At 65.3% G+C, this 14,669-nt stretch carries 17 protein-coding genes; 9 read left to right on the top strand and 8 right to left on the bottom strand.

Features of this window, described 5'->3' with window-relative positions:
• Positions 1-2: 2 nt before the first annotated feature.
• Positions 3-1,457 (bottom strand): M48 family metalloprotease, encoded by a 1,455-nt coding sequence (locus tag AC1RRT_RS10995; protein WP_493013839.1) that lies wholly within the window; start codon positions 1,455-1,457, stop codon positions 3-5.
• 2 nt (positions 1,458-1,459) lie between these two features.
• Complete coding sequence (locus AC1RRT_RS10990; protein ID WP_493013838.1) at positions 1,460-2,281, bottom strand: crotonase/enoyl-CoA hydratase family protein; 822 nt, start codon at positions 2,279-2,281, stop codon at positions 1,460-1,462.
• A 150-nt stretch (positions 2,282-2,431) separates the two neighbouring features.
• On the opposite strand from AC1RRT_RS10990, the gene rnhB reads away from it, so the two are divergent.
• The 3 genes from rnhB (at position 2,432) to AC1RRT_RS10975 (ending at position 5,669) form a co-directional block, all read left to right on the top strand.
• Positions 2,432-3,073, top strand: coding sequence for a ribonuclease HII (gene rnhB, locus AC1RRT_RS10985; RefSeq protein WP_493013837.1), 642 nt, complete (start codon positions 2,432-2,434; stop codon positions 3,071-3,073).
• 292 nt (positions 3,074-3,365) lie between these two features.
• Entirely contained in the window at positions 3,366-4,406 is a 1,041-nt protein-coding gene (locus AC1RRT_RS10980) for a site-specific DNA-methyltransferase (protein ID WP_493015166.1), read from the top strand.
• A gap of 168 nt (positions 4,407-4,574) precedes the next feature.
• Positions 4,575-5,669 carry a PAS domain-containing protein gene (locus AC1RRT_RS10975; RefSeq protein WP_493013836.1) on the top strand — a complete coding sequence of 365 codons (1,095 nt, stop codon included), beginning with the start codon at positions 4,575-4,577 and terminating at the stop codon, positions 5,667-5,669.
• A 12-nt stretch (positions 5,670-5,681) separates the two neighbouring features.
• Here AC1RRT_RS10975 and AC1RRT_RS10970 read toward each other — a convergent pair whose 3' ends face one another.
• Together AC1RRT_RS10970 and AC1RRT_RS10965 are read right to left on the bottom strand one after the other, a co-directional pair.
• On the bottom strand, positions 5,682-6,125 hold the full coding sequence (locus AC1RRT_RS10970; RefSeq protein WP_493013835.1) for a DUF3237 domain-containing protein: 444 nt from the start codon (positions 6,123-6,125) through the stop codon (positions 5,682-5,684).
• Positions 6,126-6,149: 24 nt separating this feature from the next.
• On the bottom strand, positions 6,150-6,614 hold the full coding sequence (locus tag AC1RRT_RS10965) for a MarR family winged helix-turn-helix transcriptional regulator (protein ID WP_493013834.1): 465 nt from the start codon (positions 6,612-6,614) through the stop codon (positions 6,150-6,152).
• Positions 6,615-6,713: 99 nt separating this feature from the next.
• Here AC1RRT_RS10965 and fabF point away from each other — a divergent pair, with 99 nt between their 5' ends.
• On the top strand, positions 6,714-7,979 hold the full coding sequence (gene fabF / locus AC1RRT_RS10960; protein ID WP_493013833.1) for a beta-ketoacyl-ACP synthase II: 1,266 nt from the start codon (positions 6,714-6,716) through the stop codon (positions 7,977-7,979).
• A 73-nt stretch (positions 7,980-8,052) separates the two neighbouring features.
• On the opposite strand, the gene AC1RRT_RS10955 is transcribed toward fabF, so the two are convergent.
• The 3 genes from AC1RRT_RS10955 to AC1RRT_RS10945 form a co-directional block, all read right to left on the bottom strand.
• Positions 8,053-8,730, bottom strand: coding sequence for a hypothetical protein (locus tag AC1RRT_RS10955; protein WP_493013832.1), 678 nt, complete (start codon positions 8,728-8,730; stop codon positions 8,053-8,055).
• A gap of 78 nt (positions 8,731-8,808) precedes the next feature.
• Positions 8,809-9,504: a hypothetical protein gene (locus tag AC1RRT_RS10950; RefSeq protein WP_493013831.1), complete on the bottom strand. Its 696-nt coding sequence runs from the start codon at positions 9,502-9,504 to the stop codon at positions 8,809-8,811.
• Between the two features lie 191 nt (positions 9,505-9,695).
• On the bottom strand, positions 9,696-10,211 hold the full coding sequence (locus AC1RRT_RS10945; protein ID WP_493013830.1) for an RT0821/Lpp0805 family surface protein: 516 nt from the start codon (positions 10,209-10,211) through the stop codon (positions 9,696-9,698).
• A gap of 154 nt (positions 10,212-10,365) precedes the next feature.
• Here AC1RRT_RS10945 and pdxH point away from each other — a divergent pair, with 154 nt between their 5' ends.
• From pdxH to AC1RRT_RS10930, 3 genes are read left to right on the top strand one after another with little or no spacing between them, the layout of a single operon-like run.
• Positions 10,366-10,953, top strand: a complete 588-nt coding sequence (gene pdxH, locus AC1RRT_RS10940; protein WP_493013829.1) for a pyridoxamine 5'-phosphate oxidase — start codon at positions 10,366-10,368, stop codon at positions 10,951-10,953.
• Positions 10,954-11,000: 47 nt separating this feature from the next.
• The gene (locus AC1RRT_RS10935; RefSeq protein WP_493013828.1) at positions 11,001-11,882 is read left to right on the top strand and encodes a cation diffusion facilitator family transporter; all 882 of its coding nucleotides are present in this window, start codon (positions 11,001-11,003) and stop codon (positions 11,880-11,882) included.
• A 9-nt stretch (positions 11,883-11,891) separates the two neighbouring features.
• Positions 11,892-13,289, top strand: a complete 1,398-nt coding sequence (locus AC1RRT_RS10930; RefSeq protein ID WP_493013827.1) for a sodium:proton antiporter — start codon at positions 11,892-11,894, stop codon at positions 13,287-13,289.
• A 105-nt stretch (positions 13,290-13,394) separates the two neighbouring features.
• Here the strand turns inward: AC1RRT_RS10930 and AC1RRT_RS10925 are convergent, their stop codons facing one another.
• Positions 13,395-13,589 carry a hypothetical protein gene (locus AC1RRT_RS10925; RefSeq protein WP_493013826.1) on the bottom strand — a complete coding sequence of 65 codons (195 nt, stop codon included), beginning with the start codon at positions 13,587-13,589 and terminating at the stop codon, positions 13,395-13,397.
• Here AC1RRT_RS10925 and rsfS point away from each other — a divergent pair.
• Together rsfS and AC1RRT_RS10915 are read left to right on the top strand one after the other, a co-directional pair.
• Positions 13,582-14,073 carry a ribosome silencing factor gene (gene rsfS, locus AC1RRT_RS10920; RefSeq protein ID WP_493013825.1) on the top strand — a complete coding sequence of 164 codons (492 nt, stop codon included), beginning with the start codon at positions 13,582-13,584 and terminating at the stop codon, positions 14,071-14,073. The two genes, AC1RRT_RS10925 and rsfS, sit on opposite strands and share 8 nt — an antisense overlap.
• 34 nt (positions 14,074-14,107) lie before the next feature.
• Complete coding sequence (locus AC1RRT_RS10915; RefSeq protein ID WP_493013824.1) at positions 14,108-14,578, top strand: 23S rRNA (pseudouridine(1915)-N(3))-methyltransferase RlmH; 471 nt, start codon at positions 14,108-14,110, stop codon at positions 14,576-14,578.
• Positions 14,579-14,669: the final 91 nt, after the last annotated feature.

Genomic DNA, 14,669 nt, shown 5'->3' with positions numbered 1-14,669 from the left:
GGTTATTCGACTGTCTTGAAGCGCTCGCCGGGCTTTGGCTGCTCGCCAGGTCGCAGGCTGTTGAGCACGCGCAATTGTTCGGCGGCATAAGAGCCCAGCGGCGCGGTCTTGGCGTAAGCCTCCACGGTATCGCCGCTGCCAACCTTCACGACCTTCAATCTGACCGGCTGCACCGTCTTGGCTTCGGACTCGCTCAGATGCTTGAGTGTGTTGATGCTGGCGGTCGCCGCCTGCTCGATTTTGCTTAAGCCACCGGCCGGCGCCAAGATGACGAAGCGCAGGATGTCATCAGTGGGGAAGCCGACCGCGTAGAAACGCGCATCCACCGTGCCGTTCTTCTGCTGGATGCGCGCCGAGCCGGTGGCGGCCGGCATGCCGTTCACCGTGGTCGCCTGCGCGTTGGTCAGGCGCAGGTTCGGCACCCAGATACGGGTCATGTAATCCAGCGCGCTGCGCGACGCCTGCACCTTCTTCTTGTCACCCTCGATGTCGAACTGCAGGCGGCCGCCCGAACCGATGGCCACCACCGCATCGCTGGTATTGGCGATACGCCAGCCATTTGGCGCGGTGAAGCTCAGCCGCAGGCCCGGATGCGTGAAGGTGGTGCCGCGCACCACGCCTTCCTTGGGGTCGTCACCGAAGATCATGCCGTCGATGCGATCCAGATACTCATCGCGGCGATAGACCGGGCTATTGGGATATTCCTTCGCCGCCGCCATCGCCTCCTTGACGCGCTGTGGTCCGCCGGGATGGGTGGCGAAGAGATCGTTCATGCGATCCTTGCCAGCCTGTCCCGCCTTCTTGCTTTCCATCTCGCTGTAGTCGCTCAAGCTCTGCAGGAAGGCCGCCTGCGCATCGGGCGCATAGCCGACCCGCGCCAACATCTTGACGCCCAGCGTATCGGCTTCCAGCTCGTTCTCGCGACTGAAGCTGGCGAGATACGCGCCGCCGCCGACCTGGCCGGCCTGGCCGATCAGGTCGCCCGCACCCGAACCGAGGAAGATCGAACCGAGGATCGAGGCGCCGGCGACGCCCAGGTTGGTGAAGATCGACTTGTCGTAGCGCTTCTCCGAATGCTGCGCGATCACATGGCCGATTTCATGGCCCAGCACGCCGGCGGCTTCGGCTTCGTTGTTGGCCAGCGCGAGCGTGCCGCGCGTGATGTAGACATAGCCACCAGGCAGTGCGAAGGCATTGACCACCGGCGAGTTCAGCACCGTGAAGGTAAAGCTGCTGGCCGGCTGGCCCGACTGGCCGGCGATGCGGCCGGCGATGCCGGCGACGTAAGCGCCGATATTGGGATCATCGTAGACACCGCCGAACTCTTTCAGGATTTTCGGATGCTCCTGGGTGCCGAGCTTCTTTGCATCCTCGGGGGACATGAAAATCTGCGCCGGTGCGGGCGTGGCCATCGTAACCACGGCAACAGCGGTGAAGGCGAGAATGAAACGGCGCATGATCATTGTCCCTTGAATGTCGCGGGCCGACGCTCGACGAAACTGGCGACCCCTTCCTTAACGTCTTCACTCGCCATCAGTTTGCGCTGGGTTGGGCGAAAATCCTGCACCGCGGCCTCCGGCCCCTGCTCCACGGCCAGCCGCGCATTGCGAAGCGTGGCCGAAACGGCGAGCGGCGCCTGATCAGCGATATGCTGCGCCAGCCTGATCGCATGGGCCAGCTGGGCGCCGGGCTCGGTCACTTCCTGCACAAAACCGAAACGCACAGCCGTAGCGACATCGAATTCGTCGCCGGTCAGCAGGTAGCGCATCGCATTGCCCCAGCCGGCGCGCTCCACCATGCGGATGGTGGCGCCGCCGGTGGCCATGATGCCGCGCTTCACTTCGAGCTGGCTGAAGCGGCAGTCGCTGCTGGCGATCACGATGTCGGCAGCCAGCATCAGCTCGATGCCTATCGTGAATGTAATCCCCTGAACGGCAGCGATCACCGGCTTGCTGCGAAACGGCGCGCGGTTGTTGCAGGGATCGATCTGGTCCGCGCCTACAAGCAGGTCATTCTCCGCCTTACTCATCAGCGGCGCGACCTTGGGCAGGTCGAGGCCGGCGGTGAAATGCGGACCCTCGGCATAGAGCACAGCGACACGCACCGCCGGATCATGTTCGAATGCGGTGTAGGCGGCCGCCAGTTCAGTCAGCATCTTGGGTGTGAAGCCGTTCATCTTGGCCGGCCGGTTCAGGCCGATCAGGAAGATGGCACCTTCGCGCCGGGTGAGGATTTCTCCATCCGGATCCTTGGGCGGGGCAGCCTGCGGCAGTGCGCTCATGATGTCTGGGTTCCTCGCGGGGTTTTCCCGAGTTTTTCACAGGCCCCCACCTTTTTACAGAGTGATGCACGAGGGCAAGACGGCTGCCCCGGCCCATTCTATACTGCCGCTTCGTGGCAGAAGCTTGGCAGGCGCCGGGGAGCGGCTGGAATGCCGGATTTCGCGATTGAACTGAAAGTGGCTGGTCCCGATGGCGGGCTGGTCTGCGGCGTGGACGAAGCCGGCCGCGGCCCCTTGGCCGGACCCGTGGTCGCCGCTGCCGTGATTCTCGATCGCCGCCGCCGCCCCCGCGGCCTGGACGATTCCAAGAAACTGAGCATCGACAAGCGCGACCTGCTCTATGAACGCCTGCGCGATACCGCACGCGCCGGCCATGCCCATATCGGTATCGGTGCGGCCTCCGTGGCCGAGATCGGCCGCCTCAATATCTTCCACGCCACCATGCTGGCGATGTGCCGCGCGGTGACCGCGCTGCGCATCACGCCCCATCATGCGCTGATCGATGGCAACCATTGTCCGAAGATGATCAGCTGCCCCGCCACCGCCGTGGTGGATGGCGATGCCTTAAGCGTCTCCATCGCCGCCGCCTCGATCATCGCCAAGGTGACGCGCGACCGCGCCATGGCCAAGCTGCACCTGCGCTATCCCCAGTATGGCTGGGACCGCAACATGGGTTACGGCACCGCTGCGCATCAGGCTGGCCTGAAAATCGCCGGTGTCACAAAACATCACCGACTAGGTTTTGCGCCTGTCAGGGACCAACTGACTCTAGATTTAGTATTAACCAATTAAACACCTAAAGAATCTAATGACTTGCGGATCGTTTTATGGGGATGATCCGCACATGGCGCCGACCTTTACCGATCCGACCAGCAAGTCCCGCAACAAGGCCGGGCTTCGCAAGGGTCATCTCCGGCTCGTCGGCACCAGCCCCGATGCCAAGCGCACCGCGACCGTAAGCCGGGCCAAGGCCGCAATTGCCCGCCCGCTGTTGGCCAAGGCCCCCAAGGCCGAGCTGGCCCAGAACGTGCCGCATCCCGACCTGCCGCTGGACAAAATCCTGCTGGGCGAATGCATCGCACAGATGAATGCCCTGCCGGCGGAGTCGATCGACTGCATCTTCGCCGATCCGCCTTACAACCTGCAGCTCACCGGCGAGCTGCGCCGCCCCAACGACAGTGTGGTCGACGCGGTCGACGACGACTGGGACAAGTTTGCCTCTTTCGCCGAATACGACAAATTCTCCAAGGCCTGGCTGCAGGCTGCCCAGCGCCTGCTGAAGCCGAACGGCACCATCTGGGTGATCGGCAGCTACCACAACATTTTCCGCCTCGGCTCGCAGCTCCAGGATCTCGGTTTCTGGATGCTGAACGACGTGGTGTGGCGCAAGACCAACCCGATGCCGAATTTCCGCGGCAAGCGCTTCACCAACGCGCATGAGACGCTGATCTGGTGCAGCAAGGACCAGAATGCGCGCGGCTACACCTTCAACTACGACGCCATGAAGGCGCTGAACGAAGACCTGCAGATGCGGTCGGACTGGCTGATCCCGATCTGCTCGGGCGGCGAGCGCCTGCGCGGCGAGAACGGCACCAAGACCCATCCGACCCAGAAGCCGGAAGCCCTGCTGCATCGGGTGATCGTCGCCTCGACCAAGCCGGGCGACGTCATTCTGGATCCCTTCTTCGGCTCCGGCACCACCGGTGCGGTCGCCCGCCGCCTGGGCCGCCGCTTCATCGGCATCGAGCGTGAAGTCGCTTATGCCAAGGCCGCCGAGCGCCGCATCGCCACCGTGCAGCCGGTGGCTGCCGATGATGTGGATGTCACCCGCTCCAAGAAGGAAGAACCGCGCATCCCGTTCGGCTGGGTGGTCGAGCGCGGTCTGCTGCAGCCCGGCACCGTGCTGGTCGATCCTTCGCGGCGGTTTTCCGCCAAGGTCCGCGCCGATGGCAGTCTCAGCACCGGCGACGCCAGCGGCTCGATCCACAAGATGGGCGCCCATGTGATGGGCGCCACCGCCTGCAACGGCTGGGTATTCTGGCATATGCAGGTGGAAGGCAAGCTGGTGCCGATCGACGTGCTGCGCCAGAAACTGCGCGCCGAGCTGATTCCGGCGAACAACTGAACCAATTTCCCGGCCATTCTGCAGTGCAGCCGTTCTGCGCTGTGGAATAGCCGGTTTTCCACAAGACATTCGTCGCCCCAACCGGCTTCGCGCTGGCCTGCGCCATTATGCGGATGATAGCGTGTGCCCCGCCGCGCGGACCAAGCCTGCCGCGCATGGGGGCATGGGGTGCAGAACCAATCAAGCGTGGCGGCCGGGCTGTTGCAGCGGCTGCTGGAAGACGATGAGTCCCTGCTCGACAGCAGCGACCCAAAGGTCGAGGCCGTTCTGATCGAACGGCTGTACCAGAACAGCTTCGCCACCCGTTACGCGCCGATCCCGCTGCTGTTCGGCGCCTTCGTCATCTATCGCGATTACCTGAGCTGGTGGCATATCGCTGCCCTGACGGCGCTGTATCTCGGCACCACGCTGTATATGGATCGCCTGCGCGACCAGTTCTCCGACAGCCATAACGCTTTCGACCTGCGCGCCGATACCATGCGACCGGATTGGGGGCTGCGCTTTGCCATCGGCTGCGCGCTGACCGGCATCACCTGGGGCCTGCTGGGCTGGTTCGCCTATCCACCCGGCGATTTCGCGCTGCAGGCGGCGCTGTCGGTGGCCTGGGCCGGGCTTGCCACCAGCACGCTGAACACGCGTGCCGTGCACCTGCCGTCCTTCTACGCCTTCATGATCGCCATGTCGGTGCCGTTCTTCGCGCGCGGCTTCCTGTTCGGTGAACCCAGCACCATCATCATGGCCTTCTTCGGCATCATCCTGCTGATGGCCATGTGCTTCTGCGCGCAGATCAACAACAAGCGCGAACGCATCAGCGTCATCCTGCGGCTGCGCCATGCCGAACTGATCGGCGAGCTGGACCGCGCGCGTGCCGCCGCCGAAACCAACTATCGCGAGATGGAGCGCGACTACCGGCACCAGTCAGCCGATTTCGCCGCCGTGCAGCAGTTGATCGGCCTGGGTTTCTGGAGCTGGGATGCCAGCACCGGCTATGTCGCCTGGTCGGACGAGACCTATCGCCTGCTTGGACTGCCGCCGCAATCCTGCCCGGCTTCGCTGGCCGCCTGGCTTGACCAGGTGCATCCCGACGACCGCGAGGCAGTGCGCAACCATTATCACCGGCTGCGCTATGGCGCGGTAGCCGGTGAAGTGCAGTTCCGCCTGCTGGATGGCGAGACGCGGCGCGAAGCCATCGCGCAGGCAGTGACCGATGAGCATGGCCTGCTGCTGCGCATCCGCGGCATCCTGCGCAGCGCGCAGGGCTAGTCGCTACCCGCCTTAATCGACGGCAAAGACCTTCAGCAGCACCGCATCGGGCCGGCGTTCGCCGATGCCGATATGGAGCCTGTGCACCAGCCATTGCAGGTCCGGCGCCGCCGTCTCGAAGCGCATCGCCGTGCGCATGTAATAGGCCGCCGCATCTACCGCTTCGCCGCGTGCCAGCCGCGCCATCACCTCGGCCGGACCGATGCGCAGGCCGCGGCTCCAGACCTCGACCTGCGCGCCACTGCCGAGCTTCAGCATGTAGCGCGCATCGAGATCCGCCAGCCCATCGGGGCGAAGCACCTGCCAATCCGCGCCGCCAGGCAGCACCGCACCAGCAATCTTCCCGCTCACCCTGCCGCCGGTGATCGGCACGCAGCGCTTTTCGCCGGCCGCATCGCGGCCGATGCTCTGCGGCGCGGCGACATGCACTTCCAGGTCGAAGACGGGGGTCAGCATGGCGGCTCCCTTACGTGATGCGGGTCATTTGATCCGGGGCAAGATGTCGTCCAGCCGGCGATGCAAATCCGCCGCCTGGCTTTTGCCGATCTTCTCAGCCAGGGCCGCCTGCGCCTTCTGCCAGACCGGCAATGCCTTCTGGAAACTGCGCCGCCCCTCGGCCGTCAGCCGGATGTCGCGGCGGCGGCGGTCATCGGCCGCCGGGCGCTGGGTGATCAGGCCGCGCTGTTCCAGCAGACGCAGGTTACGGGTCAGCGTGGTGGCGTCGGTATCCAGTTCGGCCGCCAGGGTGCCGACGGCATGGCTGTCGTCGCGATACAGCAGCGCCAGGGTGGCGAATTGCGGCATGGTCAGCCCGGTCTCGGCCAGATACGCGCCGTAAATCTGCAGGCCGCGCCGCGCGGCGGAATAAAGCCGCAGCACAGTGCAGCCCTCCTCCATCAACTGGCGGAAGGCGGCCTCGGTGGTATCGCCGCGTCTGCGTGTCATCCCCTCTTGATAGCCGGTATGCCGCCTCTTGCAAACCGCCGGCCGAGGCATTACCTGTATCTGCATTATATGTATATACAGTCTTTTCAGGAGCCAGGCATGCGTGAGGTCGTCATCACCGGAATGGGGCTGGTCACGCCACTGGGCGCCGGCGTCGGGGTCAACTGGGCGCGGCTGACGGCGGGGCAATCCGGCCTGCGCCGCATCACCGCCTTCGACACATCCGACCTTAACGCCAAGGTCGCCGGCATCGTGCCCGACATCGCCGACGACCCCGAGGGCGGCTTCGATCCGGAAACCGCCGCACCGCCAAAAGACCGCCGCAAGATGGATCGCTTCATCCATTTCGCGCTCGCCGCCGCCGCTGAAGCCATGGCACAGGCGGGCTGGACGCCCCAGGACGAGGCCGCGCGCGCGCGCGCGGGCTGCATCATCGCCACCGGCATCGGCGGCTTCCCGGCGATCGCCGAAGCCACCCGCACGGTAGAGCGCGCCGGGCCGCGTAAATTATCGCCTTTTGTCATCCCCTCCTTCCTCGGCAACCTGGCTGCCGGCCAGGTTTCCATCCGCTTCGGCCTGCAGGGTCCGCTCGGCTGCCCGGTTACTGCCTGCGCAGCTGGCGCGCAGGCCATTGGAGACGCCACGCGGCTGATCCGCGCCGGCGATGCCGATGTGATGATCGCCGGCGGTACGGAGGCCTGCATCGACCGTGTCAGTCTGGCCGGTTTCGGAGCGGCACGCGCACTGGCGACGGCCCATAACGACGAGCCGGAAAAAGCCTCGCGGCCCTTCGATGCGGCACGCGACGGCTTCGTCATGGGTGAAGGCGCCGGCATCCTGGTGCTGGAAGCCGAAGAGCACGCACGTGCCCGTGGTGTAGAGATTCTGGGCCGCATCGCCGGCTATGGCACATCCGCCGATGCGCATCACATCACCGCGCCGCCCGATGACGGCGCCGGCGCCCGGCGCGCCATGCAGATCGCGCTGGCGCAGGCCGGGCTGGAGCCGGCGCAGATCGGCTATATCAACGCCCATGCGACCGCGACGCCGGTGGGCGACGCAGCCGAGATCAGCGCAGTGAAAACGGTATTCGCCAAGGCCCTGAACAGCGTGGCGATGTCATCCACCAAATCCGCCATCGGCCATCTGCTGGGCGCGGCGGGCGCGGTGGAGGCGATCTATGCAGCGCTCGCCGTACGCACCGGCCTGCTGCCGCCGACGCGCAACCTGGATGCGGTGGACGAGCATTGCGCCGGCATCGACCTGGTGCCGCACAAAGCGCAACGCAAGGCCATCGACTACGCGATGTCGAACGCTTTCGGCTTCGGCGGTGTCAATGCGGCGCTGATCCTAGGTCGCGCTTAAGCACGACGGGTGATCGTGGGGAAAGCCTGAACTGATAGGCTCAGATTTCAGGCCCAGATTTCAGGCCCAGATTTCAGGCGCGGATATTGATCTTCATACCGGCGGTGGGCGCAGAGGCGCTGCGCAGGCCGGCCACTTCACGATCGGCCGCGCCGAACATCCTTTCCATCTCGCCGCGGTCGCGATCCTCGACGAAAGGATTCTGCGAGGTCACGCGCAGCTTCTTCATCACGGCCTTCAAGTCGCGCGCCACTTCGGCGGCCGCGCTTTTCAGATCGGCGAGATCGGCGCTATCGATACTGACCTGACCCGCACCGCCCGGACCATCGAGGCCTTCGAGCGCGCGAATCTGCCGCGCCGCCGACTGGGCCGCGGTCTCGCGCGTTTCGGGAGCAGCCGTTGTTGCATCGGTCGCGGGTTTCTCCGCCGCGCCGCGCAGGCCTGACAGCGTGCGGGTGATGTCGCGGGCAGTGTCACGGATATCCTTGGCCACCTGCCGCGCCCAGCGGCCATCGCCGCTGGCCGCCACCGAACCGGCGGCGAGCTTCAACCCTTCCAGCTTCACCTTGGCCTGCGCCAGCTTGTTCTGCGCAGCAGCCTCGGCCAAACGGCCATCGCTGCCCTTCAGGTCGGTCAGCACCTGAGCGAGAGTCAGTTCGGCCTGGGTTTTCGGGCGTGCGGGCTTGGCCGTCGTCGTCTGCGCGGCCGCCAGGGCAGTGGGAACAAGCTTCCCGGAGATGTCGGCGACCATTCTGGCCTCCTGGAGGGTGAATGGGGGCACTCTACCCCCGATCGGACCCATCGTGGTTAATTAATAAATCGACACATCTCAGGCATTTACGTCCACGGTCATGCCCGGCATGGGGACCGAGGCCGCCAGCAGGCCGCCGATTTCACGGTCGGCCTCGCGGAACATCTTTTCCATCTCGGCACGCTCTTTCGGGTCGAGCGGATGGAATCCGGTCTCGCGCAGCTTGCGCATGATCTTCTTCAATTCCTTCACCAGGGCGGCGGCCTCGCTTTTCAGCGTGGCGAGATCGTCATCGCCGCCGCTGGCACTGCCGGTGGCAGCCTTGACCTGCTCGCCGGCGACTTTCGCAGCCGGATCGGCCGCGGCATCAGCCTTCGGAGCGGCAACACCGCCGCCGGCAGGAGCCGCCAGCATCGCCGCGCCCGCACCCGCGCCTTCACCGGCCGCAGCCAGGGCGCGCCCGAGTTCGCGCGCGGCATCACGGATATCCTTGGCCACCTTGCGCGCCAGCTTGGCGTCGCCGGTGGCGGCAGCCGAACCGGCGGCGAGCTTGAGCGCCTCCAGTTTGGCCTTGAGCTGTTCGAGCTTGCGGCGCGCCGCTTCCTTGGCCGCCTTACCCTTGCTGGATTTCAGGTCGGCCAGAATCCGGTCGAGATTCTGTTCGGCCTCGGTCTTCGGACGGGGAGCAGCAAAACTGGCCAGCGCGTCGCGCGCCGCCATAAGGGATTGGAGAGCAGCAGGCGATGCGCCCGCGCTGGCAATGTCGGCGACCATTCTGGCCTCCTCCTGCAAATCATCGGCCGGCCCGCTTCTGCGATCCGGATGCCAACCATTTTAGGCCGGAACGGTTAACGCGCCATAAAAAAAGACGGCGTGTTCGGGGGAACACGCCGCTGAGTCTGGGGGAAGGAAAAGGAAATACGCGGGTAGTCAGGTCCGGGCGGTGGGCCGCCCGGACCGGGAATTCAGTGCATGATCTTCCAGCTGCCGTCGGGCTGGCGGCAGGCGGTGCCGAAGCCCTGCTTGGTCTCGCCGCCGACCTGGATGGTCTGCTGGAACTCACGGCAGTATTCGCCGCTCGCCGCCTGATAGGCTGGCTGCGGTACGATGGTACCGGCGTTGCCGCTATCGGGATTGCGCCAGGAAACCTGGGTGCCAGACGGCGTGGTTTCGAGCGCGCGCTGGTTGGCGCGCTCCATATAGCCGCGATCGGCCTTATCGAGCGATTTGCCGACTTCCGAACCCAGCAACGCGCCGATCAGCGTACCGGCGGCGACGCCGACGAGCTGGCCAGTGCCCTTGCCGAACTGGGCGCCGGCAACGGCGCCGCCGACGCCACCGAGCACGGTGCCGACATTCTGCTTGGGGCCGCTGTCATTGGCGCAGGCGGCCAGCATGCCGACGATGCCGACGGCAGCGACAACCGACGCGAAACGGCGGGGCCGGCGATGATAAGGCGGGCGGAGGGAAATGGCGTTCATGGATGGTTGGACCCTTAGGATATGCCCATGTTGGGCACGGGAGAAAATCTGGCCGGGGATTGCGGCGGGATTGCGGCAGGGTTTAGGTATCATTGCGTCAGGACTGCACGGCCGTTCCGGCCGTTTCCTGCGCCATTCGAGGACCAGATCGCCGATGACCGACGCCACACCTTTCACGCAATTCGCCGCCTGGCTGGATGAAGCCGCCAAGGCCGAGCCGAACGATCCCAACGCCATGGCGCTGGCAACGTCCGATGCCGATGGCCTGCCGAATGTGCGCATGGTGCTGCTGAAGGATCACAGCGAGCAGGGCTTCGTCTTCTACACCAACTTCGAAAGCCAGAAAGGCACCGAGCTGCTCGCCAACAGGCAGGCCGCCGCCGTCTTCCACTGGAAGAGCCTGCGCCGCCAGATTCGCATCCGCGGCCAGGTGAGCGTGGTGACCGAGGCGGAAGCCGATGCCTATTTCGCCTCGCGCCCGCGCGACAGCCGCATCGGTGCCTGGGCTTCGCAGCAGTCGCGCCCACTGGAAGGCCGCTTCGCGCTGGAAGCCGCGGTCGCCAAGTATGCGGCGAAATATGCCATCGGCGAGGTGCCGCGCCCGCAATACTGGTCGGGCTTCCGCATCGCGCCCACGTATGTTGAATTCTGGGCTGACAAGCCGTTCCGCCTGCACGACCGCCTGGTCTACCGGCGCAGCGGCATGGACGCGCCCTGGACCACCGAGCACCTGTATCCGTGACCCCCACCCCGCATAGCAGCGTCGACCCAGCCACGAAGGCGCGCCTCATGCGCCGCGCCACCTATGCCTCCGTCCTGGTGGTGGTGCTTCTGGTGGCGGCGAAACTGGCGGCCTGGCTGCAGACGGAATCCGTGGCGCTGCTGGCATCGCTGGTTGACAGCCTGCTTGATGGCGTCGCCTCGCTGATCAATCTGTTCGCCGTGCGGCATGCCCTCACGCCTGCCGATGACGAGCATCGCTTCGGTCATGGCAAGGCGGAGGCGCTCGCCGGCCTTGGCCAGGGCGCGCTGGTGGCGGGATCGGCGCTGTACCTGTTCGTCGCCGGCATCGAGCATCTGGTGACGCCGCAGCCGATCGGGCAGAGTCCGGCCGGCATTGCCGTCATGCTGCTGTCGATCGTCCTGACCGGCGCACTGATTCTGTATCAGCGTCATATCGTGCGCCGCACCGGGTCGCTGGCCATAGCCGCCGACCGGCTGCATTACGTCGGCGATCTGGCCACCAACCTGACGGTGATCCTGGCGCTGCTGCTCGCCAGCCAGCCCGGCTATGTCTGGGTCGATGCCGTGGCGGCGTTGGTCGTTGCCGGCATCATCGTCAAAAGCGCCGCCGACATTGTGCGCGGCGCGCTGGACAACTTGATGGATCGCGAGATGGCAGATGCCGACCGCGACCGCATCCTCGCCGTGGTACGCGCCCATGCCGAGACGCGCGCGGCGCATGACCTGCGCACGCGCCAGGCCGGCAATCAGGCCTTCATCCAGTTCCACCTCGAGCTCGATCCAGAGATTTCTTTGCGCACCGCGCACAGGATTTCCGACGAAATCGAAGCCGAACTGCTGCAGCTGTTTCCCGGCGCGCAGATCCTCATCCACCAGGACCCCGCCGGCTATGATGAGCCGGTAGCGCCGCACGTCACGCGCCCGTAAGCTGCAGCCATGCGCCTTCCCATCGTTCTCCTTCCCATCGCCCTGATCGCCACGCCCGCCCAGGCCGCCATCGGCGGCGGTGCCGATATAGGACTGAGCCACGCCGCGCCTTTCGCCGGCCTGCTGCTCTCCATCGCGCTGCTTCCACTTTTCACGCCCGGCCTGTGGCATCGCCATTACGGCAAGATCACCGCATTCTGGGCGCTCTGCGTCTTGGTACCGCATGCGATGCAAGGCGATATCGGTCGCACCGGCCAACTGCTGCTGCAGGTCTCGCTGCATGAATATCTCCCCTTCATCATCCTGCTGCTGGCGCTGTTCACCGTCGCCGGTGGCGTGCGCATCACCGGCAACCTGCATGGCTCACCCAGCCTGAACACCGCGTTGCTGCTGATCGGCACCGTGCTGGCGAGCTGGATGGGTACCACCGGCGCCTCCATGCTGATGATCCGGCCCCTGGTGCGCGCCAATGATGATCGCAAGCACAACGTGCATGTGGTGATCTTCTTCATTTTCCTGGTCAGCAATGTGGGCGGCGCACTGACGCCGCTGGGCGACCCGCCGCTGTTCCTCGGCTTCCTCAAGGGCGTCGATTTCTTCTGGACCACGCGAGCCCTGCTGCTGCCGACACTGTTCGTGGTCGTGCTGCTGCTGGCTGTGTTCTATGCCATCGACACCCACTACTACCGCAAGGAAGGCATTGTTGCGCCAGACCCGACGCCGGACAGCGCCATCGGCCTTGATGGTGGCGTCAACCTGATCCTGCTGGGCGGCATCGTGCTGGCCGTGCTGATGTCGGGCACCTGGAAGCCCGGCATTGAGTTCGGCGTGTTTGGCGTGCAGGTCGAGCTGCAGAATCTGGCCCGCGACATCCTGCTGCTGTTCATCACCTTTGCCTCGCTGAAGCTTACTGAGGCACGGACGCGCAGTGAAAACGGCTTCCGTTGGGGGCCGATCGTCGAAGTCGCCAAGCTGTTCGCCGGCATCTTCGTCACCATCATCCCTGCCATCGCCATCCTGCAGGCCGGTGCCGATGGCGCGCTCGCCCCGCTGATCGGCCTGGCCACGCAAGCCGATGGCACGCCGAACAACGCGATGTATTTCTGGCTGGCCGGCGGACTGTCCAGCTTCCTCGACAATGCGCCGACCTATCTGGTCTTTTTCAACATGGCGGGCGGCGACGCGCAGCACCTGATGGGACCGCTGGGCACGACGCTGCTGGCGATCTCGGCCGGCGCGGTTTTCATGGGTGCCAACAGCTATATCGGCAATGCCCCCAACTTCATGGTCAAGGCCATCGCCGAGGACATGAAGGTGGCCATGCCGAGCTTCTTCGGCTACATGGCCTGGAGCTGCACCATCCTGCTGCCCGTGTTCGTGCTGGTGACCCTGATCTGGTTCCGCTAAAAGATCGGCCGGGCGGTCACAGGACTTTCATTGTCGATAAACCCGAGTCGCGATAGACTATAACCGATTCGGGCGGCAGTCCGGCCGCCTGATCACGGGTGTTGTTCAGGAGGATCGAGCCATCGCAACCACCACGACGCGCAAAAGCGCTGCTGCGGCCGCCGGGTCCAAACCCAAGGCCGGCACCAAATCCAAGAGCACCACAGCCGCCCAAAAGACCGGCACCAAGAAGCCGGCCGCTGCCAGCAAGTCAAAATCGGCCGCAAAGCGCGCCCCGGCCAAGAAGACGGTGATGACCAAGGTCACCCAGGCCGCAATGGCGACCGCCGCGAAGAACGCGGCCCCCAAGCCGAAAACCGCTAAAAAGATCACGGCCTCCAAGGCCGCTGCCCCAAAGGCCGCCGCTCCCAAGCCGGCGAAGAAGAGCACCATTCCGCCTGCGGTTCTGAAGTTGCACCAGGCAATCCTGAAATCGCTGGACGACAACAAGGCCGAGAACATCGTCTCGATCGATCTGACCGGCAAATCCTCGATCGCCGACTACCTGGTGATCGCCTCGGGCCGCTCCTCGCGCCAGGTCGGCGCCATCGCCGAGCATCTGGTGGAACGCATCACCAGAGAAACCGGCCGCAAGGTGCGCGCCGAGGGCAAGGCGGTGGGCGACTGGGTGCTGATCGATACGGGCGACATCGTCGTGCATATCTTCCGCCCGGAAGTGCGCAGCTTCTACAATCTGGAAAAGATGTGGGGCGGGGCCACCATCCCCGAACCGGCCGCCGCGTAATGAATTGCTGCCGCCGGCCTGCTAGGCTGGCGGCATGAAGATCACGATTGCCTGCGTCGGCAAAGCCGGCCGCGCCAAGCATGATGCCGCCCAGAGCCTGATCGAGGGTTACCGCGAGCGGCTGCCCTGGCCCGTCACCATCCGCGAAGTCGAAGACCGCAAGCAGGGCGGCAGCGTGCCCGAGCGCAAAAGCCGCGAAGCCGAGCTGCTGCTAGCCGCCGTGCCCAAAAGCGCCGTGATCGTGGCCCTGGACGAGCGCGGCAAGAGCCTGTCCAGCCGCCATTTCGCCGACCTCCTGACCCAGTGGCGCGACCATGGCGAGCAGGACGTGGCCTTCGTGATCGGCGGCGCCGACGGGCTGGATGCCGCCCTGGTGGCCAGGGCCCGGCTGACGCTGTCGCTATCCGCCATGACATGGCCGCATTTGCTGGCCAGGGTCATGCTGCTGGAACAGCTCTACCGCGCCTGGAGCCTGCAGACCGGTCATCCCTATCACCGCGATTGAGGTCTAGAGCGATTGAGGGCGTGATTTTATCAGGCCCGGCGTGACGGATGGGCTGGTCTGCGCTATGTAGGACTCACGCCCCGACACCCAG

It is taken from the genome of Ferrovibrio sp. GW821-FHT12B10, assembly GCF_058807515.1.
The sequence above is the reverse complement of the archived record's forward strand: the minus strand, read 5'-3'. Positions and strand labels throughout refer to the sequence as shown.